The sequence below is a fragment of the Candidatus Omnitrophota bacterium genome (assembly GCA_016929445.1).
In the GTDB taxonomy this organism is placed as follows: Bacteria; Omnitrophota; Gorgyraeia; order JAFGIU01; family JAFGIU01; genus JAFGIU01.
On record JAFGIU010000100.1, the window covers coordinates 1 to 20,994 of the forward strand.

At 55.5% G+C, this 20,994-nt stretch carries 20 protein-coding genes, 6 tRNA genes and 1 other RNA gene; 2 read left to right on the forward strand and 25 right to left on the reverse strand.

Going from position 1 to position 20,994, the window contains the following annotated elements; genetic code table 11:
• From recR to JW937_07985, 23 genes are all read right to left on the reverse strand, one after another.
• Positions 1 to 479 (reverse strand): recombination protein RecR (gene recR, locus JW937_07875; GenBank protein ID MBN1587333.1); only part of this gene is annotated, 479 nt, incomplete at its 3' end.
• Positions 479 to 2,065: a DNA polymerase III subunit gamma/tau gene (dnaX, locus tag JW937_07880; protein MBN1587334.1), complete on the reverse strand. Its 1,587-nt coding sequence runs from the start codon at positions 2,063 to 2,065 to the stop codon at positions 479 to 481. The genes dnaX and recR, both read right to left, overlap by 1 nt.
• A 223-nt stretch (positions 2,066 to 2,288) precedes the next feature.
• A tRNA-Ser gene (locus tag JW937_07885) sits at positions 2,289 to 2,380 on the reverse strand.
• 60 nt (positions 2,381 to 2,440) lie between these two features.
• Positions 2,441 to 2,893 (reverse strand): tRNA adenosine(34) deaminase TadA, encoded by a 453-nt coding sequence (gene tadA / locus JW937_07890; protein ID MBN1587335.1) that lies wholly within the window; start codon positions 2,891 to 2,893, stop codon positions 2,441 to 2,443.
• 166 nt (positions 2,894 to 3,059) lie between these two features.
• Positions 3,060 to 3,133, reverse strand: a tRNA-Arg gene (locus tag JW937_07895).
• Between the two features lie 206 nt (positions 3,134 to 3,339).
• The gene (locus JW937_07900; protein MBN1587336.1) at positions 3,340 to 3,807 is read right to left on the reverse strand and encodes a S26 family signal peptidase; all 468 of its coding nucleotides are present in this window, start codon (positions 3,805 to 3,807) and stop codon (positions 3,340 to 3,342) included.
• Positions 3,783 to 4,283, reverse strand: a complete 501-nt coding sequence (locus JW937_07905; protein MBN1587337.1) for a GNAT family N-acetyltransferase — start codon at positions 4,281 to 4,283, stop codon at positions 3,783 to 3,785. Before JW937_07905 ends, JW937_07900 begins: the two co-directional genes overlap by 25 nt.
• Positions 4,255 to 5,322: a radical SAM protein gene (locus JW937_07910; protein MBN1587338.1), complete on the reverse strand. Its 1,068-nt coding sequence runs from the start codon at positions 5,320 to 5,322 to the stop codon at positions 4,255 to 4,257. Before JW937_07910 ends, JW937_07905 begins: the two co-directional genes overlap by 29 nt.
• A 136-nt stretch (positions 5,323 to 5,458) precedes the next feature.
• Positions 5,459 to 5,806: a PqqD family protein gene (locus JW937_07915; protein ID MBN1587339.1), complete on the reverse strand. Its 348-nt coding sequence runs from the start codon at positions 5,804 to 5,806 to the stop codon at positions 5,459 to 5,461.
• The gene (locus JW937_07920; GenBank protein ID MBN1587340.1) at positions 5,790 to 6,629 is read right to left on the reverse strand and encodes a hypothetical protein; all 840 of its coding nucleotides are present in this window, start codon (positions 6,627 to 6,629) and stop codon (positions 5,790 to 5,792) included. The genes JW937_07915 and JW937_07920 overlap by 17 nt, the downstream gene beginning before the upstream one ends.
• 25 nt (positions 6,630 to 6,654) lie before the next feature.
• Positions 6,655 to 6,744: transfer RNA gene (locus JW937_07925), tRNA-Ser, on the reverse strand.
• Between the two features lie 35 nt (positions 6,745 to 6,779).
• Positions 6,780 to 8,072 (reverse strand): O-antigen ligase family protein, encoded by a 1,293-nt coding sequence (locus tag JW937_07930; protein MBN1587341.1) that lies wholly within the window; start codon positions 8,070 to 8,072, stop codon positions 6,780 to 6,782.
• Entirely contained in the window at positions 8,072 to 9,238 is a 1,167-nt protein-coding gene (locus JW937_07935; GenBank protein MBN1587342.1) for a nucleotidyltransferase family protein, read from the reverse strand. Before JW937_07935 ends, JW937_07930 begins: the two co-directional genes overlap by 1 nt.
• A 69-nt stretch (positions 9,239 to 9,307) precedes the next feature.
• Positions 9,308 to 9,400: transfer RNA gene (locus JW937_07940), tRNA-Ser, on the reverse strand.
• A gap of 65 nt (positions 9,401 to 9,465) precedes the next feature.
• A tRNA-Ser gene (locus tag JW937_07945) sits at positions 9,466 to 9,553 on the reverse strand.
• Positions 9,554 to 9,626: 73 nt separating this feature from the next.
• Positions 9,627 to 10,289, reverse strand: a complete 663-nt coding sequence (locus JW937_07950; protein ID MBN1587343.1) for a hypothetical protein — start codon at positions 10,287 to 10,289, stop codon at positions 9,627 to 9,629.
• Positions 10,290 to 10,311: 22 nt separating this feature from the next.
• Positions 10,312 to 11,589, reverse strand: a complete 1,278-nt coding sequence (gene serS / locus JW937_07955) for a serine--tRNA ligase (protein ID MBN1587344.1) — start codon at positions 11,587 to 11,589, stop codon at positions 10,312 to 10,314.
• Positions 11,590 to 11,666: 77 nt separating this feature from the next.
• Positions 11,667 to 11,742: transfer RNA gene (locus JW937_07960), tRNA-Lys, on the reverse strand.
• Complete coding sequence (gene frr / locus JW937_07965) at positions 11,733 to 12,293, reverse strand: ribosome recycling factor (GenBank protein MBN1587345.1); 561 nt, start codon at positions 12,291 to 12,293, stop codon at positions 11,733 to 11,735. Before frr ends, JW937_07960 begins: the two co-directional genes overlap by 10 nt.
• A gap of 174 nt (positions 12,294 to 12,467) precedes the next feature.
• Positions 12,468 to 13,289, reverse strand: a complete 822-nt coding sequence (locus JW937_07970) for a UMP kinase (GenBank protein MBN1587346.1) — start codon at positions 13,287 to 13,289, stop codon at positions 12,468 to 12,470.
• Positions 13,207 to 14,079 (reverse strand): elongation factor Ts, encoded by an 873-nt coding sequence (locus tag JW937_07975; GenBank protein MBN1587347.1) that lies wholly within the window; start codon positions 14,077 to 14,079, stop codon positions 13,207 to 13,209. The genes JW937_07970 and JW937_07975 overlap by 83 nt, the downstream gene beginning before the upstream one ends.
• A gap of 19 nt (positions 14,080 to 14,098) precedes the next feature.
• The gene (gene rpsB, locus JW937_07980; protein ID MBN1587348.1) at positions 14,099 to 14,914 is read right to left on the reverse strand and encodes a 30S ribosomal protein S2; all 816 of its coding nucleotides are present in this window, start codon (positions 14,912 to 14,914) and stop codon (positions 14,099 to 14,101) included.
• 163 nt (positions 14,915 to 15,077) lie between these two features.
• A complete protein-coding gene (locus tag JW937_07985) occupies positions 15,078 to 16,916 on the reverse strand; it encodes an ABC transporter ATP-binding protein (GenBank protein MBN1587349.1) in 1,839 nt (612 codons plus the stop codon).
• Positions 16,917 to 16,966: 50 nt separating this feature from the next.
• On the opposite strand from JW937_07985, the gene JW937_07990 reads away from it, so the two are divergent.
• A complete protein-coding gene (locus JW937_07990; GenBank protein ID MBN1587350.1) occupies positions 16,967 to 17,902 on the forward strand; it encodes a Gfo/Idh/MocA family oxidoreductase in 936 nt (311 codons plus the stop codon).
• Positions 17,903 to 17,934: 32 nt separating this feature from the next.
• Complete coding sequence (gene lpxB, locus JW937_07995) at positions 17,935 to 19,116, forward strand: lipid-A-disaccharide synthase (protein MBN1587351.1); 1,182 nt, start codon at positions 17,935 to 17,937, stop codon at positions 19,114 to 19,116.
• A 147-nt stretch (positions 19,117 to 19,263) separates the two neighbouring features.
• On the opposite strand, the gene JW937_08000 is transcribed toward lpxB, so the two are convergent.
• Positions 19,264 to 20,613, reverse strand: coding sequence for a replication-associated recombination protein A (locus JW937_08000; protein MBN1587352.1), 1,350 nt, complete (start codon positions 20,611 to 20,613; stop codon positions 19,264 to 19,266).
• 181 nt (positions 20,614 to 20,794) lie between these two features.
• Positions 20,795 to 20,969: non-coding RNA, 6S RNA (gene ssrS / locus JW937_08005), on the reverse strand.
• Positions 20,970 to 20,994: the final 25 nt, after the last annotated feature.

Sequence of the window (20,994 nt, forward strand, 5' to 3'; positions counted from 1 at the left end):
TCTTGCACGATGTAAAGGGCCGTGGCATCGCCTTCCGCATCCGCATCCGTAGCCACAATGAGTTCCTTGAAATGCCCCTGGCGCAGGCGCTGGATCAAGGACCCGAACCGCAACTGCTCCGGCCCAATCCCGTCTAAAGGCGAAAGGCTTCCCATGAGCACGTGGTACTGGCCGCGGTAACTCCCGGTCTTCTCAAACGCACTCACGTCCTTGGGTTCCTCCACCACACAGATGAGTTCCTGATCGCGAGCCGGGTCCGAACAAATCCCGCACAGTTGCTCCTCGCTCAAATTGTTACAGCGTTGGCAATACTTGACCCGCTCCTTGACCTTGATAATCGCCTGGGCAAAAGCCTGGGCTTCAGTCAGGGGCAACCCCAAAATATAGAGGGCCAGCCGTTCCGCGCTGCGCGTGCCGATCCCCGGCAAGCGCTTAAATTGCTGAACGAGTTCTTCAATGGAACGCGTATAAAGGGCCATTATTCCCCGAGGATTTGTCCTTGAAACATCTTGACCGTGGATTCCAGGAGCTGCGAGCTCTTCCGGCTGCTGGGCAAATCAGAACGTAAATCGAATTTGAGTTTAACCGGGCCGCCAAAGACCGCGGCCGCCAGCTTCTCGAGCAGAGTCTTTTCTTCCCGGCCCTCCAGCGTTTCTTTGTGAAAGCGCTGGCGCTCGTCCAAGGCCACCGTAAGCACCCCGTCTTCCAAAGCCACGGGATGCGCCTCAGCCAAATAGGAAGAAAAGGAGGCGCGCACTTTGCCCAGGCGATTGAGATACTCCGGCCAACTTTCCTGAATCTCCTGAAGCCCCTGGGTTTTCGAGGCTGGCCGGGGCGCAGGAGGCGGCGCCGGCACAGACTTTGGGGCAGAATCCGGATTGGCGCGAGGGCGTGCCGGCACAGCCGCACCCGTGGTCTGCGGCGTAATACCGCCCCGCAGTTCGGCCAGCAGCTGCGGCACGCTCACAATTTGCTCGCGCCGGGCTATCTTGACCAGAGCCAGATCCAGCGGGATGCGCGGCAAAGTCGAGCGCCGCGCGCTTTCATGCGCATGGGTGAGCACATTGAGGATATAGAGGCACTCTTCCAAGGGGCAGCGCTCCGCCTGCTGCTTGAGCCGGGCAAGCTGGTCATCGGGCAGGCTCACCAAACCCTCGACATCGGCGCTGGCCGTGGCAATCATCAGATCCCGCCAGTGCTGCAGGAGGCCTCCCAAAATCAGCGCTGGCTCGCGTCCGATTTCCGTCAGGGCCGCGGCCTGCGTCAGGGCAGCCGCAGGATCCCCGCCAATCAAGACATCCCCCAGCTCAAAGATGGCCAAGCGATCCACCACACCCACCACTGAGGCCACGTCCCCAGCCCCGATCTCTCCTTGGGCAAAGCTGTACATCTGATCCAGCAAAGAGAGAGCGTCCCGCAAGCTCCCCTCCGACACGCGCGCAATCTCGTGCAAGGCCTCGGCGCGAATAGGGATCTCTTCTTTTCCGGCGATCTCCTGGAGGTGAGCCACAATCTGCGCGTGCGTCAGACGGCTGAAATCAAAACGCTGGCAACGCGAGACCACTGTGGCCAAGACTTTTTGCGGGGCGGTGGTGGCAAACACAAAGCGCACATGGGGCGGGGGTTCTTCCAGCGTCTTGAGCAAGGCATTAAAGGCCGAGTCCGAAAGCATGTGGACTTCGTCAATAATATAGACTTTAAAGCGCCCGCCCGCAGAGTGCAGCTTCACGGTCTCGCGCAGCTGCCGCACATCCTCCACCCCGGTATTGGAGGCGCCGTCGATCTCCAACACATCCAGGCTGGTCCCTGCTGCTGTCTCCATACAGCTGGTACACTGGCCGCAGGGCTCTCCCTCCTTCAGGTCCTCGCAATTGAGCGCCTTGGCCAGGATCCTGGCGATCGTGGTCTTGCCCACGCCGCGCGGGCCGCAAAAGAGGTAAGCACTGGCCGCGCGTCCGGATAGAACGGCTCGCTTGAGGGTAACGGTCACATGCTCTTGGCCAACAACTTTGGCGAATGTCGGGGGGCGGTATTTGCGGGCTAACGGAATATACGCAGTGGACATATGGCGTGCTGTAGTTAAGACTCCCTTGCAAATGAATGATGCCGCAGACTGTACCAGGTGAAAGAAATCTATCCGCTATACTTGCTGTGAGTCTGAGAAAAGAAGCAATTCGCTTAACTGATCCCCTAGCGGAGCGGCCTCCGGCTGTGGCCACACGGATCCAACAGTGACTCGCTCAAGTCTCCTGTATTGCTAAGGCGGGAGTAAGCCACGTTCACATAAATGGCGGAGAGACTGGGATTCGAACCCAGGAGGCACTTTTGGCACCTACACGCTTTCCAAGCGTGCTCCTTCGGCCAGCTCGGACATCTCTCCGTAAAACCGGTTGTCATTCCTGATTGAAGCGTCCGTCATTGCATGACAGAAGCGCCTGCATTAGTTATTGCGCCCCAAGTCCTCAACACGTTTCTGCCGGAAGAACTCCGTCATCAAGGCGCCGCATTCTTCGGCACAAATGGCCGGCACCAGCTCGACTCGATGATTGAGTTCCGGATGCTGCAACAGGTTGAGCACGGATCCGCAGGCCCCGGCCTTGAGATCCGCTGCCCCGTAAACGAGCCGGTGGATCCTAGCCCAAACCATGGCGCCCGCGCACATGGCACAGGGCTCAAGGGTGACATAGAAATCCACGTCAAGGAGCCTTTCAGCCTGCAGATAATTTGCCGCTTGCGTGATGGCGATCATTTCGGCGTGAGCTGTCGGATCCTTCAACGTGCGCATCTGGTTATGCGCCTTGGCAATGATTTTGTTTTTGTAAACCGCAACCGCGCCCACAGGCACTTCGTCCGCCTCGAAGGCCATTTCCGCCTGCCGGATCGCCTGCCTCATATACGCTTCTTGATCCACTCGCTACCAACCCATCACATCCCTCCCATTCCAGATGTCGCGAGGATCTGGCTCTGCCAGTCCGAGGGACACAACCCGGAAGGGGGCAGGCAACACAGTGTATCGTTGCCGTTGGAGGGGAAACCGGCGGTTTCCCCAAAAAAATAAACGTGCCTGGAGGGATTCGAACCCCCGACACCTGGTTCCGTAGACCAGTGCTCTATCCAACTGAGCTACAGGCACTTAATCTGAGCCTCGCAAACTGCCCGCCACAACCCATGGCGGGTCCGCCACGCTTGGTGGCGGAAGCTACAGGCACTTAATGTCCTTATCCCACCCTTGCGATACGGGAGCGCCCGGAAGGGGCTCAATCGAGAGTCCACAGTCTAGCAAAGAAGCCTACGCGGGTCAAACAGCGCAACTTACTGTCCTAAATTCAGTTAGCACACTCACGAAGGATGACTCCCCCAGTGGAACCAGCGCCAACAAAGGTCGTTGAGGGTGCCCACCAGTCGATTTGCTCTTGTTCCGAAGAGCCAATGTTTGATTTGATAAGCTCCAACGTAGAGCACCGCTCCCAGCCCTTGCACCCATCCTGAAGACCGTGAATCCAATCGTGGCAAGGGTATTTCACGCCCACGTTCATCCGCAACGTAGAACACCTTGCCCACCACAGACTTCGGAGTACAGACCCCTCCGGCCCGGCTGTTATCCCCCCTTTGCAGAAAGAATCTCCTTCCAAAGAGGGTAACCACACCGACAACCCGATGACAAGTCGGGTTGTCACGGCCAAACACGACAATATCGGAGATTTTAATCTCTGACGGATCCACCTTTATTATCTTAAGTTGATATCCTGTCTTGAGATATGGCATCATGCTCGATCCGGAAATCACTCCTGTGGAGATCTCACCCATCGCCTGATTCGCCTTTCCAGTCTTTGCAGAATGCCTAGTTCAGTAAATCCTGCTCGCAGAATCGCCGCCTTGGATGAGGCATTGTCCCGGTGGCAGGATACCAGTATTTCCTTTGCTCCTTCGCGCTTCATCGTTTTGAGAATAAATGCCATCAGCCCGGCATTGATGTACCGTCCCCGGAACTCCGGCACCGTAAAATTCCCATAGAGCATCCGCCCAACTTTGTGGTCCGGATTCAGCAGGCTCATACTCACTACTTGCGCCTGATAACAAGCCACAAAGAGCCTGGACGTGGAAACGAAACGTCTTTGAACATACTCCGCTATTTGCTCCGGAACCTTGAACATATCCAACTCCGACTGGAGCTTGATTTCCTGCATCACAATCTCAGGATCCAACGGAATTGTTGGGGGGGGCTTCGCAAAGGTAAAGGAAAACATCCTCGCGTCAGTGTTGATGGCAAGCACCTGCGGCATCAATAAGATCCTTGGTAGCCTTGGCTTGCCGGCACGCCTCGGGCAGCTTGGCGGTGGCCTTGCCGCATTCCGACTGAGCAACTCCAGGACAGGTGCTGCAATAGGGACTGAGTTCACAGTTCATACAATCCGTACGATCACGCAAACGGGTTTCACGTAACTGGCGCATTTCAGGATGATTGAGCCAAACTTCCCGGAATGAGGAATCCTTCAGGGAGTTCTTTCCGCTCAGGCGCATCAGATTACATGGATTCAGCTCCCCATAGGGCGAAATATCACAAGAGGCAAAGCCGGCGCTGCACAATGGATTATCCGGGCTGCCCGGCAGCCGGGGCCCTAACGTCTTACCCAGGAACCTGTATTCTTCTCCCAACCCTTGCAGGTAGACCTCAAGTTCCTTATCGGTCAGACGGTGTTCCAAGGGCTCTGCGCCTCCATCATCCTTAGGACAGAGCAACAACCCCCCGCCGATACCTCTCCACTTAACTCCTAAGTCATCCAATACGAATTTCTTGAGCTTCCAAATTTCAGCAAAGTTCTCTTTCAAGACCGGAGCTTTTGCAAAAACCCGAACCCTCCGCTCCTTCAACAACTGAATTGCAGAAAGCGTCCTGGCAAAAGCCCCATGGCATTGGGTCAGCAAATCATGAGTCTTTTCAAAACCATAGAGACTGATCTCCACGCTCAAAGGCCGAAGCTTCTGAATCCGGTCTGCAACTCGACCCTCAATTAGCGTCCCATTGGTAAAAAGGATCAATGCAAAACCTATAGATTTTGCATACTCCGCGATCTCAAAAAAATCCTTGCGAAGAAGTATCTCCCCGCCTGTAAACACCAAATAGATACAGCCCGCTTCTTTGAGTTGATCGAGGATGTCGCAGGCAGTCCGGGTGTTGATCTCTTGGGTTTCCTGTTCGACTACATAACAGTGAGAGCAGGTCAGATTGCAACGAAAGGTGAGTTCAAAAGTAGTATAGAGAGGAACCAGATAGTTCGTGGCTTTATCGTAGAGCCTTTCAAGCAGAGTCGCTTCTGGCATATTCTTATACAATCCCGCAGCTTAGGAGGCGACCGGCCCGCCTCCACAAGAAGGTGGCGGCATCATTTCACAGGTAGCGGCACAGGCAGTCCATTTAGAAGCTTCAGAGCTGACAACCAACTGCTCCACCTTAGGTTTACCCCAATCCTTCTTTTTCTTCTTCTCCATCTGCACCCTCTCCATGTTTCTCATCTTCAGAGAAGTTGAGAACATTCTTAGCACACAAGTCCATCAAGAGGTCCTGAACATCTTGGCACAATTCGTCCCTGGACACTTCATAGTCTTCAAGAAGAATCTCTATAATCTCCTCTACCGATCTCTTCCCGTCGATCAGTGCCCACACTGCTGAGGCGGATTCATTCAGAACTGTGACAAGTTCCGATTCCCCAAGATCAGGGTCTAAGCACACAAGGATGGTTTCGTCGGCCAGTTCACCGCAGGCCAAGTCAGAATTTCTCGCAGGAATTCTATGCAAGGTACTCATTGAGAGCCTCCCAAATCGACCCATCTCCTTTGGAGTGCAAGGCGGCAGTTCCAACCCCATCCAGTATCTGCGTGCAAAGATCTACCCGGGCCTTCCTAAATATTGAGTTAAGAGACAAGCCGAAACTATTCTCCATAAGCAGCGCTGCAGCCCGGGATTTTGAGATCTCCTCTACGAAACTACGACTATCCTTGACGAGAAAAAACATGAAGTCAAGAGGGCTTTCTAAGGCGCTCTGTTCCCGAAATTCTCCCCACCAGGGAGTTCCGTGCATCCAGAACCCGCTCCCAGATCTGCGAATAACAATTCGATCATCATTGATCACGGCAAATCCCCTCTCTTCGGCAATGGCGGCCAAGGTAGTCTTGCCTTCGCCCGAAGGACCTGCAAACAGAACGCCCCCTTTGGAGCCAACAACACCTGATGCATGGACCAGCAGTCCGCCGTGTCTTGGGAGAGAAGTCGAGATAAGGAATTCGGGAAGGATGCGATACAGCAATGACAAATTCTCATACTCAATATAGAGATCTGCGGCATCCAGGGACTCGGACAACACAGCAACAGCCGTGTCCCGCCTAAACCTTAGAAAGTATTGGCTATCCAACTGATGGAGTTCCAAATTCACGCCATCCAGTATCCTGGAAGCCCCATCCGGGACATCCTTCTTCTCCAGGTGAACAGACACCCTCAAAGCAGGATTGATCGAGTCCTCACAGAGGAAATCCCGGTAGTGATGCTGCAGATCCCCGTGGGCAAAGGAAGGAATTTCGAGCAGGAGAGAGACTCCTCCGACTTCGATACACAAAGGCCGATAGTCATTCATCTGCCAAACCATCCAATAAACATCTTGGCGGAGAGACTGGGATTCGAACCCAGGGTCCCCTTGCGGGAACAACGGTTTTCGAGACCGCCCCATTCGTCCACTCTGGCATCTCTCCCAAAAAGGGTGACTGAGTTTATAAGCATATCAATACTAATGTGTTGCGTCAATCGATACCCGGGCAGGCACAAATGCCCTCAGCATCCCGCACAAAATAGCCAGAAGCATCCAGGGATTGTGCCAGTACAGGAGATCATAGCCTCCCATATTCACAAGCAAACCCAGCAGCGCAGCCCATGCCGCCAAGCCCAGCCCCCGATCCTCCAGAGGCTCTTTGCTCCGGATTCTCCGATAGGCCCGCCACACCAACCGGAACACAAAGCCGTAGAAGAAGATAAAACCCACCAGTCCGGTTTCCGCCAGCACAGTGAGATACATGTTGTCGGCAATCATGAACTCGTGGGTCACGGGCATGGAACTCGGGAAGAATTCAAAAAAGCGCAGGCGAAGATGGGTCAGCCCCAGTCCCAATACCGGTGAAAACAACAGAACCCTTCCAACCAGGATAAGCCTCAGCATGCGGTAGGGTGAAACGACACTGTCGTAGCCTCCGTGAATCAAATGCCGCGTCCCAAACCGGTAGAATCCAACAGGCGGACCCTCTGTATACAACACAAAAGGCATAAGCAAAACAACACCGAGGGTAATCCAAAATGCGCGGCGATTCCTATGCCACAGATAAACCAAGACCGCAACGCACGCGCTCAAAAAGCCCCCGCGTGATCCGGCCAGAAGAATTCCCGTAACCATAAGGCTGATGGCCAGGAGCGCCAAGGGTCTGCAGGGTTTCTTTACGGTCTCATAGAACCACAAAGCAAACGGAAGGCATCCGAGCAAGAAGGAAGCCAGAATCGGCGGATGAGACTGAGTGGACAGAGGGCGGGGGAAAGTAGCCAAAGACACATAGCGCTCGTAATAAGAAGAGCCGACCCACCGCTCGTAGATGAGATTGCTCCCAACCAGCCACTCCACCACCCCGATAAGAGCAATCAACGCAGCAAAGGCCACCCATATTCCGATGAATATCCTGGCCCGATCAAAACCCTCTTTCCACAGGAAGTACCCCAAGAAATAGTAACCCGCAAAGGGCAAGGCCACAGACACATAGGCGGTCCAGGCAGTATTTCGGTCCAAGGCAGCGGTACAGGAGAGCCCCAAAGCACCCAGAGCCAGCCAAAGACCCCGATGAGTGCCCTCCCACAAGAATTTAAGACTGCGCTGGCGGGCTCCCAAGCAGGCGATCCAAAGCAGCGGAGGGGAAAAAAGAACGCCGGAGTGCATTTCGTAAATTTCCTGAGGCAGAAAGCAGATCAAGGCCAACAAAACGACGGCAAATATCCACATCGATGACCCAAAGGCAGTTTCCAGTTTAGCGATTGGTTTCATCAATTCTCTGTGATTAGATTCCACAGCATATAGGGAAGACGCCATCTGTGGATACATTCAGTTCTGGGGGTATAAGGTTCAAGCCCGTAGTATTTTGCAAACTGCTCCTGGGGAATCTGCAAAATATATCGCAGCGGTTCCCAGTAATTGTCGTGGAGCAACCAGTGAGTGCGCAAAAAGAGTTGCTTGTTCTTCTTTGCTGAGTACTCATATTCTGTGCACCCGAGCAGCAGGTTTTGAATTCTACTTCTTCTTAACATCGAAATCCCAAGTGCCTTCCAAATTGGATCCTGGATGCGCGCACCAAAGAATAACGCTGCTTGACTGAGACAAAAAAAGAGGGTCGCACGCATTTTCCCGTTTCGAGCTGTCTTCAGCACATAATCCCAATCAAAGTCACCTTCGTGGCGTCGTAAAAGATCCGCCGTATCAAATGCCATCTTTAGACTGAGCGAGAAAGCAAAGCGCCTATTATGAAGAGCCAGGGCAAAGAGAACATCCTCGGGGCTCATCCGGCGAACATGATGCACATGCTCTGCCTGGGGCGCACTGCGTTCCCACAATTCAGGCAACAGAACCGGCCCAGGCCGGGGATTGTCCAAAAGCCAATGCAGTTCCACAAAGATCCCGGCCCCAACGCCAATTCCCGGCTTGAGAAAGCTCCGGTGATACCCGCTTTGCTGCCAGTACTCTCTTCGACAACCCAAGAGCTCTTCCTGATATCCCTGACTGCAGAGGAGCTCGGCCGCTGCCTCAACATCCTGCGGCTGTACCAGGATGTCGATATCTGCCATCGGCCTCGACTGATTCTGACTGGAATACCGCTGCAGAAGATCCGCCCCTTTGATCGGCATCATCGAAATGGAAGCCGCTTCGAACACCTCTGAAAGTCGCTTATACTCCTGAAGATAGCGTTGGTTCTGAACCATAGAGAGGTAGGTGGTATTCCTAAGCACTTCATTTACTTCGGCAGGCAGTTCGATACCGCAGCGCTTGGCCCCCAGATAGACGGCAGGAATAAGACCGTGGTAGTGGCTGAAGTTGAGGAAACGATCCCAGTTCTCTGTCTTGTCGCAAGCAGCCAGACAGCACGCCTCTTGTCCCCAGATCGCAGAAGCACATTGCAGTGCCCAGCGGGCTTCTCGACTGACCAGAGTGTCTCGCATAGCAGAATCTCCAGCAACCAGGATACAACAGAAAAGCCGCTCATCATGATCGATGAACGGCTTCCAGTATGGCGGAGGGGGCGGGATTCGAACCCGCGGTAGAGGTTTCCCCCTACGACGGTTTAGCAAACCGCTCCGGTATGACCGCTTCGGTACCCCTCCAAATGACGACTCTCGACCTTCGGGGACACAATTGAATTGTGTCCCCGGACAAAGCCCAACCAACCTGGCGGAGAGGGAGGGATTCGAACCCCCGGACCCTTGCGGGTCAACGGTTTTCAAGACCGCCGCATTCGTCCGCTCTGCCACCTCTCCTTATGAGGCAATGGGGGAACACGCCCTCCCGGCGCTGGCTGAAAGCTAATACATTAGCACAGCCCCCCCCTATCTACCAACCCTCGCCCAAGGACTCCCCGATCCAGGTCCAGAACTGCACCGTGCGCCCCCAGGCACCCTGGATAAACCCTTGCGCTATCGGCAGTCCGAAAATCCACCCCAAGACCCAGGCCACCCAGGTCAGATTGACCAGGAGGATCAGCACCATGCCGATAAAATAACCCGTATCTTTCAGGTCCTGCTGCTCAACGGCCAGCACATTGAGTGTCATCAGCAGATGAAAGGCCGCGCCGGCACCCATGAGTCCGAGCAAAGGCCAGCGCAACCACTCCACCTCAAAGCACACCACCGCAGCCCAATAGACCAATCCCGCAGCCATCAAATAGATGGGCAGGAGATAGGGCCCGAGGTTCACCCATAAATTGCTGAGAGAAGTCTCGACAGAGCCCCCTTGAGACGAGATCCGGAAGTTCCGGACGCTCCCCCCAAAAAACCAAGTCATGACCGCGTGCGTGAATTCATGCCCGAGCACATATATTGTGTTGGCCTTGGGAAGCACAAAGTGCAAAAGAAAATACAGAAGCATGCCGGAAAAGAAAGCAATGGCATTGGGCGGAAACTGGCGAATGGAGGAAATCTCAAGGGCCAGAACAAAAACAGCGAGGCCACAGGTGGGAAGCAAGAACAGAGCGAGAAGCCATCTCAAAAAGCGCATGGCCCCTGCGGAGAAAGCCCGGCTAGCCAGCGGGCTGGATCTCGGTTAGTCCGTCCAGGTAGGGCTGTAGGACTTCGGGAATACGAATGGTTCCGTCCGCCTGCTGGTAGTTTTCAATCAGGGCGATCAAGGTGCGTGCGGTAGCCACACCGGACCCATTGAGCGTGTGCACAAATCGCGGTTTTCCGCCACCCGCGGGCTTGAAGCGTATGCCTGCGCGCCGCGCCTGGAAGTCCTCAAAGTTCGAACAACTGGAAACCTCCAGCCATTGCTTACAGCCGGCTGCCCAGGCTTCCAAATCGTAACATTTTGCCGCAGCAAAACTTAGATCTCCTGAAGCAAGCACCACCCTGCGGTACGGCAGGCCCAGGAGCTCCAGCACCTTCTCGGCGTTACCCACCAGGGATTCAAGTTCCGCGTAGGACTCACCGGGCTTCACAAACTTGACGAGCTCCACCTTGTTGAACTGGTGCACCCGTGTCATCCCGCGCACATGCGCCCCGTAGGAGCCCGCCTCCCTGCGAAAGCACGGAGTGAAAGCGTGGTAATAGACCGGAAGCTGGGCCTCTTCCAAAATCTCATCGCGGTGCAGATTGGTCACAGGCACTTCAGCCGTCGGAATAAGATACAGGTCTTCTTCCTCAACCTTGTACATGTCCTCTTTCATCTTGGGAAGCTGGCCCGTGCCGGTCATGGAATCCGTATTCACCAGAAGCGGCGGAAAGATTTCCGTATAGCCGTGTTCGCGGCAATGCAGATCCAGCATAAAGGAAATCAGGGCGCGTTCCAGCCTGGCCCCCATGCCCTTGTAACACACAAAACCCGACCCGCTGATTTTGGCCGCCCGCGGCATATCCAAAATATCCAGGGCCTCACCCAATTGGACATGATCTTGGGGCTCAAAATCAAAAGAGGGGATCTCCCCCCACTCGCGCGCCACTTCATTGGCGCTGGCGCCGCCGGTGGGAATTTCTGAGTGGGGGATATTTGGAATTTTCAGCAGTTCGTTCTTAATGCGCGAACCGAGTTCACCCAGAGCCTCTTCCTTCTTAGCGATCTGCTCGCCCACGCCCCGGCTTTGGGTCATGAGATCGTCAGCGTCATGGCCCTGCCGCTTACGCTGCCCTACCTCTTCACTAAGCTTCTTGCGCTCATGCCGCAGTTGCTCGACTTCGACCAGCATCTGGCGATGCTGCTCATCCAAAGCCAAGAGGGCATTGAGATCGAGCTCGACTCGCTTGCGCGCAAGCCCTTCTTTGACTTGTTCAGGGTTTTGACGGATGAATGATAAATCCAGCATGATAGACTTTTAGGGACGGTTCTCGTGTAACACCAGCGATAGCAAGGGGATAGCGAGACCCGTCCCTGGTTTTGATTTGGTGAGGGCGGAAGGAATCGAACCTTCGACCCACGGCTTAAAAGGCCGGTGCTCTGCCAACTGAGCTACGCCCCCAGAATCTCCTGCTCTTTTTCCTTAAGAAGTGCGTCAATCTTTTCGATATGCTTGTCTGTCACCTTCTGCACATCTTCGTGGGCTTTGCGTTCTTCGTCTTCGGTAATTGTGCCGGCCTTGTGCAGCTTCTTAAACTCGTCATTGGCATCGCGCCGGATCGCGCGGACGGAAACACGTCCATCCTCAGCCATACGCTTGATCACCTTGTCCAGCTCAACCCGTCTCTCGTGCGTCAGTTGCGGAATGCCTAAACGGACGACCTTGCCGTCACTCTGCGGCATGATCCCCAGGTCCGATTTTTGAATTGCTGTCATGATTGAGTTGGTGGCCGACTGATCCCAGGGTTGGATCATGATCATCTTCGGCTCAGGGACGGTAATGGTGGCTAACTGATTCATTTTCATCTGAGCGCCGTAATGCTCGACCACAACGTGGTCCACCAATTCGGCACTGGCCCTTCCGGTGCGCACGCCGTGGAACTCGCGAATCACCGATTCAACGGCCTTCTTCATCTTTTCCTCAGCACTCCGGAGTACAACTTTTTCAGCCATAGTCGGCCCTCCTGGTGTTCACCGCGTGTTCAGCACCCTCGTCATCCCGATCCGCCACGGTTGATGGCGGAGAAGTGACCTTTGTCCCGTAAAGATTACTTCACTCCGTTCGCAATGACGGTCTCGCATGGTTCGCAATGACAATCTGCGGTGCGAGCGCCCGCCGGATTCTCTTTAATGGACGATCGTGCCGATCTTCTGACCTGAAACAACACGCTTAAAATTCCCGGCGCGCGTTCTGTCAAAGACAATGATCGGCAAATGGTTGTCCCGGCACAACGACACGGCCGCAGCATCCATAATTCTCAAATCTTTTTGAAGAACATCCAGGTAGGTCAGCGAGGAATACCGCGTGGCGGCCTTATCCTTCTTGGGGTCCGCACTGTATACGCCGTCAACCTGCGTCCCCTTCATTACGGCCTCTGCGCCGATCTCCACAGCTCTGAGGGCAGCTGCCGTATCGGTGCTGAAGTGCGGGTTGCCCGTACCGCCGGCAAAGATCACCACACGCCCCTTTTCCAAGTGGCGGAGGGCTCTGCGGCGGATATAGGGCTCGGCGAGCTGCTGCATTTGAATTGCAGTCAAAACACGGGTGAGGATCCCCACCTTTTCCAGGGCGTCCTGCAGAGCCAGGCCGTTGATCACCGTGGCCAGCATCCCCATGTAATCTGCGGTGCCGCGATCCATGCCGGCCGAAGCAAATTCATGACCGCGCACGAGATTTCCGCCCCCGATCACCAAGGCGACCTGCACCCCGAGATCGACAACCCCTTTAATTTCCTTGGCCACCAGTTGAGCGGACTTGGGATCGATTCCCAAAGTCGCACCCTGGAGGGATTCGCCGCTGATCTTCAGAAGAACACGCTTGTAAGCGGGTTTGACCTTGCCGGATAACTTTGACTTAGACACGGGATTAAGCCTCACCCAATTGGAAGCGCGCAAATCTCCGGACCTCAATCTCAGCGCCTGTTTCCTTGGCAACCGCGGCAACCACATCCTTTATTTTCAGCCCTTCATCCTTGACAAAGGGCTGATCCACCAAGCAGGAATCCGAATAAAACTTCTCAATCTTGCCGCTGATAATTTTATCGAGCACATTGGCGGGTTTGTTCCCGATCTGCGCCTCGATGATTTCCTTTTCTTTATCCAGCAGCTCCTGGGGAACTTCCTCGCGTCTGACAAACTGTGGCGGCCGCGCCGCAATCTGCATGGTCAGATCCTTGGAGAGCGTTTTAAAAGATTCTGTTCCGGTGGCCGCAGAAGGAGAAGCGGAAACCTCGATGAGCACCCCGATCTTTCCGCCCATGTGGATATACGAAGTCACGGCCCCATCCCCTTCGGAAGCCAAGAGAGCCAACCGGCGCACCTGTATATTCTCTCCGATCTTGGCCACGGCTTCCACGACTGTCTCCTTAACCGTGAGATCCGTGTCCTTGAACTTCTGTGCCAAAAAAGCATCCAGGCCGCCCGGCTGTTTGGCCAGCACATCCTGGGTCAAATGCTTCACCAAGGTCTGGAACTGCTCGTTACGGGCCACAAAGTCCGTCTCGCAGTTGATCTCCAAAAGCGCCCCGGTCTTGCCGTCCGCGCTGATGGCCGCGCCGACCAGACCGTCTTTGGCTTCGCGCCCGGCCTTCTTGCCGGCCATGGCTGCGCCCTTTTTGCGCAAAACCGTGATTGCGCCGTCCACATCGCCTCCGGACTCAGATAAGGCTTTCTTGCACTCCACAATGCCTGCGCCTGTCCGCTCGCGCAGGTCCCGAATGGCATCAACACCTACAGTCATCACGTCTCTCCTCTTAAAATTAAGAATTCTCTGGGGTTTCTTTCTGCGCCCGCGCAGCCTTGATCTTTGCGCCGGCTAAGGCCAACTCACTCTCGGATTCCGCAGATTCTCCAGCGTCGGTGCCGACCGCCTCTGAGGTTGCAACCACCCGCCTCACGGCATGCCGGGCTTGGAGGCCCCTCTCCACAGCCTCGACCAGCTTTTCGAGCACAAGACGAATGGAACGGATCGCATCGTCATTGGCAGGAATGGGGTAATCAATGGGATCCGGGTCCGCGTTGGTGTCCAGCATGGCTATCACGCTAATCCCCAACTTGTTGGCTTCGCGCACGGCAATGTCCTCACGCATGCAATCCACCACAAAGACCGCGGAAGGAAGGCGGTCCATTTCAGCAATACCGCCGAGGTTTCGCTGCAATTTAGCCAACTCTTTGTCGAGCTGCACCACTTCCTTCTTCTTGAGGAGCTTGACCGTCCCGTCCTCCTTCATGCGCTGGATTTCTTTGAGACGGTTCACACGCTTGCGGATGGTTTCGAAATTGGTGAGAGTGCCGCCCAGCCAGCGGGTATTGACATAGAACATGCCCGAACGCTTTGCGGCTTCTTCAATGATAGGTTGGGCCTGGCGCTTGGTCCCCACAAAAAGGATGTGTTCGCCCTGTGAGACCAGGTTTTCGAGAAAATCGCAGGCCTTCTGCAAGCACACTGCCGTGCGCCGCAGGTCAATGATGTAAATTCCCTTGCGCTCGCCGAAGATAAACGGACGCATCTTCGGATTCCAGCGCCCTTTCTGGTGGCCGAAGTGTACGCCCGCCTCCAGCAATTGCTTGATCAATTCATTTGCAGCCAAAACAAACCTCCTAGACCCGTAATCCTGCCCCCTTGATGATTCGCAGGAAGGCCATACGCGCCTGGTTTAACGGTGAATAGTCCAAAACCGAAGCCTCCAAGGCCCCGGGGATACAAAGGCGGTAGTATAGCAGCGCCCTGAGAGAGAATCAAGGGGAATCTGAGGTCGTGGATGTCTCGAACTGCATCTCGCACAATAGTTTATATAAGCCACCCTGGGCGAGAAGCTCCTCGTGCTTGCCCTGCCCGACTATCCTACCTTGTTCCAGGACAACGATTTGCGATGCCCGGCGCACGGTAGCCAAGCGGTGGGCAATCACAAAAACGGTGCGGCCCTCCATGAGTTGGTCAATGGCTTGCTGCACAGCCCGTTCGGATTCGGAGTCCAGCTGGGAGGTGGCCTCGTCCAGAATAAGGATCGGCGGGTTCTGCAGCAGGGCCCGGGCAATGGTCAGGCGCTGCGCCTGGCCGCCGGATAGCTGATGCCCCCGATCCCCGATCACCGTGTTAAAGCCCTCCGGAAGCTCTTCAATGAACTGCAGGGCCGAGGCCTGGGCTGCGGCCTGCCGCACCTGCTCATCCGAAACCTCCCCGGCCCCGTAAGCAATATTGGCGCGCACCGTGTCGTGAAAGAGCACAGGCTCCTGAGTCACAATCCCGGTTTGCGCGCGCAGACTCTGCCGTGTGTGCTTCGCAATATCGCAACCATCGATCGTAATACGGCCCTGAGTGGGCTCATAAAAACGCATGAGCAGACTGACGATCGTGGTCTTGCCGCTCCCGCTGGGGCCTACAATGGCCGTCACCGACCCTGCCGGAACCTGGAGATCCAGGCCCGCAAGCACGGGCTCCCGGCTGCTCGCGTAGCGAAAGTGCACGGCCTCAAAATGGATTCCCTGTTTGATCCGCGGCAGGTCCGGCGCTCCGGGCAGATCCTCTTCCACGGAAGGCTCATCTATGATTTCAAAAATCCGTTCCGCGGCAGCCATGGCCTGTTGGACCACAGCATGCACGGAGCTCAGTTTCCTGAAGGGCCTGATGGTTGCCAAGAGCGCGCCCAAAAAGGCGATAAAGGCGCCCAGGGACAACTCTCCCATGGCCACGCGCCTTCCGATAAACCACATCACGATAATGACGCAGATAACACCCATGACCTCGCTGAGCGGAGCCACCGCGCCGAATCGCTTGAAGCCGCTGCGCATAATCTTGAAGTGGGCCTGGTTGAGATTGCGGAAGCGTTCTGCTTCGGTGTCCACCATATTGGAGGCCTTGATTACGCGTACGCCCGAAAGCGTCTCCATCAGATGAGAACTGATATCCGCAATGGCGGCCTGGGAACGATAGCTGATTTTGCGCAGGCGTTTCCCCAGACGCAGAATCGGATAGACCACCAGGGGCAAAGTCACGGCCATGGCCACAATAATCGTGAGCGGAATCCCAAAACTATAGGCCACAACGACAGCCGTACTCGCATAGCCAATGAGCAGGAAAAACTGATAAAACATGTCCGCCAAAGCTTGGGTAATGGAGTTCTGGACCATACCCGTGTCATTGAGCACCCGGGAAATCAGGATGCCGGCTTTGGATCGGTCGAAAAAGCCCATGGACAAGTTCATCATCCGTTCGTAAAGCTCGCTGCGGATATCGCGCACCACCAACTGCCCCAATACCGCCATGAGGTATGTCTGCAGGAAAATCATTACGGCTTTGCCGCCGAACAGAAAGGCCCACAGCACAATCAACCCGTCCAGGAGCTCCACGGGGGACATGCTGTTGATGCGGGCGACCAGGGCATCCACCCATGCGGGAACCACCACTGCGGCAGGAAGCACCACGGGCTTGCCGGAAAACACGCGGTCCACAGACGGAATGATGGTTCCGAGGCTCGCCACATCAAAGATGGCCGAGGCCAGCATCACGCCGGTGGCCAATACGAAAAGTCCTGCGTGAGGCCGCAGGAATCTGAGGATACGTAAGTAAAGTTTCATACGAGCTAATATGGTAGCCCTTTTCCGGCCCCTTTGCTAGAATCTGGCCCATGGCAAAACGCTCTCACAAAATCCGCGTCGGGGTTATCGGCATTGGCCACCTGGGCTCAATTCACACGCGTATTTACTCGGAACTCCCCGGTGCGGAGCTTGTTGCGGTTTGCGATGCGGATTCCGCGCGCGCTGAAGAGGCTGCAAAGAAATACTCCTGCGCAGCCTTCACCCAATACCACAAAATGCTGGGGTATGTAGACGCGGTCAGTGTTGCCGTGCCCACACAACACCATTACCGCATTGCCAAAGTCTGTTTGGAACACGGGATTCATGTGCTGGTGGAAAAGCCCATCACGCAACGGCTCTCCCAGGCCGATGAGCTGCTTAAACTGGCCCGGAGCAAACGGCGCCTGCTGCAGGTGGGGCATGTGGAGCGCTTCAATTCCGCTGTGCAGGCCTTTCGCAAGGTGGCCAAGCACCCGCGCTTTATCGAATGCCACAGGCTTGCGCCCTTTAATGTGCGCGGCACCGAGGTGGGTGTCGTCTTGGATTTGATGATCCACGATATTGATATTGTGCTGGGCCTGGTGGAGTCCCCGGTCAACGCCATCCGGGCTGCAGGGCTCAGCGTGATTTCGGCTCAGGAGGACATCGCCAATGTGCGTTTGGAATTCCGCAACGGGGCCACCGCAAACCTGACGGCCAGCCGCATCAGCGATACGGCGACCCGCAAGATCCGGATCTTCCAGACAGATGCCTACATTTCCTTAGACTACGCACAGCAGGACGCGCTGGTGTACCGGGTCTCCAAAGGACAAATCGTGCGCAGCCAACTGCCTATTAAGAGGGAAGAACCTCTGGCCAAAGAGCTCGGGGAATTTATTGATTGTATTCGCCGGAGCGCTTGCGGATTAACCTCGGCGCGGCAGGCGCGCGAGGCTTTGAGTATCGCGCTTCAAATTCAAACCAGGATTCGAAGGCAACGACTCTAACTACCATTAGGGGACACATCTCCGGAGGAGATATGTCCCCTGATATCCCGGAGAATATGTCCTATAGCTACTTAATCGTCACAGGCGAAGCCTCCGGTGATTTACACGCCGGGCATCTCCTGCAAGCCCTCAAAAAGCGCGAACCGAACACAAAGGCTTGGGGTGTGGGTGGCGAGAACCTGCAAGCCGCAGGCATGGATCTGGAAGAGCCGGTCAAGACCATGACGGTGATGGGCTTTGCGGGCATTCTGAGTAAGCTGCCGCACTTCAAGGACGTGCAAAACCGCATTGTCGCGCGTTGCAGGACACAACCCCCGGCTGCGGCGATCCTCGTGGACTATTCCGGCTTTAACCTGCGCCTTGCCCCCTATCTCAAGAAACTCGGCATTCCGGTCTTCTACTTTATTAGTCCGCAGGTTTGGGCCTGGCGTACGGGACGCATTCGCACAATCAAAGAACTTGTGGATCTTATGATTGTGTTCTTTCCTTTTGAAGAGAAGCTCTATCAGGAACACGGTGTTCCCGTAAAGTGGGCCGGGCACCCTTTGGTAGGCGCCGCGCCTCCGGTTCAATCCAAGGAGGCTTTTCTTTCAAGCCTGGGATTGGACCCAAGCCGCCGCACTCTGGCTTTGTTGCCCGGGTCCCGGCGTTCCGAGGTGCAGGCTTTGCTGCCCATTATGAAGCAAGCGGCCCGGCGAATCTCCAAGGAGCTGGAACCCTCTCCTCAGTTCTTGCTGGCGCAAGCCTCGGGGCTGGAGCCCTCTCTTTTCAAAGGACTCGAAGGTCTTCCCATCAAAGCAGTGGTGGGTAAGGCTCAGGCCTGTATTGCGGCAGCCGACCTGGTCCTGACTTGCTCCGGCACTGCCACCATGGAAACAGCCGCGCTTGAAAAACCCATGATCGTTGTGTACAAGACCGGTGCACTCAATTGGATGCTGATCCGGCCTTGGGTCAAAGTGGAGTATGCTTCCATGGCCAATATCCTGGCAGGCAAACAGATTGTGCCGGAGCTTCTGCAAAAGAATTTGTCCGGGGAGTCCCTGGCTCAAAAGGCTGTGGAGCTGCTGAAAGATTCCCAGAGAATGGCTCAGATGCAAAATGAACTCGCCAAGATCAAATCCAGCCTGGGCAAACCCGGCGCTTACACCCGCGCCGCAGACGCCATCTTGGCACACCTCAGGGACGGTTCTTGCCAACCCCATACCCACCAGTAAGTTCGGTGAGGTCCGTCCCCCTTGACCTACATGGTGGAACTGTTGCATTCGCATCGGAAAAGACGGACAAAGCCGCATGGGGCAGAGTGTACCACCCCCGAACAACTTATCCACGTGTTACACAACATTCAATAAGTTGATTTATGCTCAGGACTGACCCGTTCGGGGCTTCTTGAGTCGCTCCAAGCGCTCTTTAATGCGGGCCTCGAAGCCCTGGGAGGTGGGTTGGTAGTAGGTCTTGTCCACGGGAAGATAGTCCTGATCCACGTGGTGGCCTTCATAATTGTGGGCGTACTTGTACCCCTGGCCATGCCCTAACTTCTTGGCAGACTTATAGCTGGCATCCTTGAGGTGGGGGGGGACCTCCAGAGTTCTCCCCTCTTTCACGTCCTTGAGAGCAGCGTCTATTCCCAAATAAGCCGCATTAGACTTGGGCGCACACGCAATATAGACCGCGGCCTGCGCCAACGGGATACGCGCCTCGGGCATTCCTACGAACTCTGAGACCTGCATGGCGGCGCTGGCCAAAACCAAGGCCTGCGGGTCGGCATTACCCACATCTTCGGCCGCACAAATGACCATCCGCCTCGCCACAAAACGCGGGTCCTCTCCCGCGTAAAGCATCTTGGCCATCCAGTAAAGAGCTGCGTCGGGGTCGGAGCCGCGCATGGATTTGATAAAGGCCGAGGCCGCATCGTAATGGGCGTCTCCGTCAGCGTCGTAAACCACGGCTTTCTTCTGAATGGATTCCGCAGCCACATCCCGGTCAAACACAATACGCCCGTTCTCATTAGGTTGGGTGGTCAGCGCACCCAATTCCAAGGCGCCCAAGGCACGGCGCGCATCTCCGTCGCAAACCTTCGCCAGATGCCGGAATGCGTCATCGTCCACATCCAACGGTATCGAACCCAGACCGCGTTGGGAATCCGCGACCGCACGGCGGAGCAGCTTCACCACATCCTCTTCATTCAAAGGTTCCAGCTCAAAAACCAGTGAGCGAGACAACAGTGCCGATGCCAAAGTAAAAAACGGGTTGTGTGTCGTGGCCCCAATGAGGATGGGGTTGGCCTCTTCCACATGAGGCATGAGCACATCTTGCTGGGCCTTATTGAAGCGGTGGATTTCATCAATGAAGAGCAAGGTGCGGTGCCCGGAGAGCTTCTGGCGCTGTTGCGCTTCTTGCACGCGCTGGCGCAGCTCCGCCACATTGGAGGTCGTGGCATTGATCCGGTCCACATGGGCCTGCGTGCTAGCTGCAATCAGGTGAGCCAGTGTGGCCTTGCCGGTGCCCGGGGGGCCGTAAAGGATGAGTGAAGCAATGCGGTCTGCGTCGATTGCCCGTCTGAGGAGCTTACCCGGCCCCAGCAAATGCTGCTGGCCCACAAACTCTTCCATGCTTTGCGGACGCATGCGCACCGCTAAAGGCAGCGCCTTCTGCCGGGTCTGGGCTTCGACTTCAAAGAGATCTGCGCTGGAGGAGGATTCGGGGCGCGCCATAGCCCCTAGATTCTACCCTTTAGGGACGGTTCTCGCCATCCTCTTGGAACAACGAAGGTTAAGTAAGGGTCGTCCCCATTCATCGAAACTCAAGTAATCTTCTGATTAGGGGACGACCCTTATGTAACTCATTGAAGGACTGCGGGTAATTGAGGACCGTCCCTGAAATGAGTGGGCATAAAAAATCCCCGCCATTGTCGTATGGCAGGCGCCTTCTGAACCGTTTGGTTCAGAGGGGTGTTCTATCAGGTATTTTCCGTTGCCCTTGCGGGTTTACGTCCACACCCGAATCGAACTCCCGTTATGTGTTTTGTTGGCTCAAAACACGCCGACCAACACGGGCACGGCAGGGATTTTCTATACAGCAATTATAGCATGCAC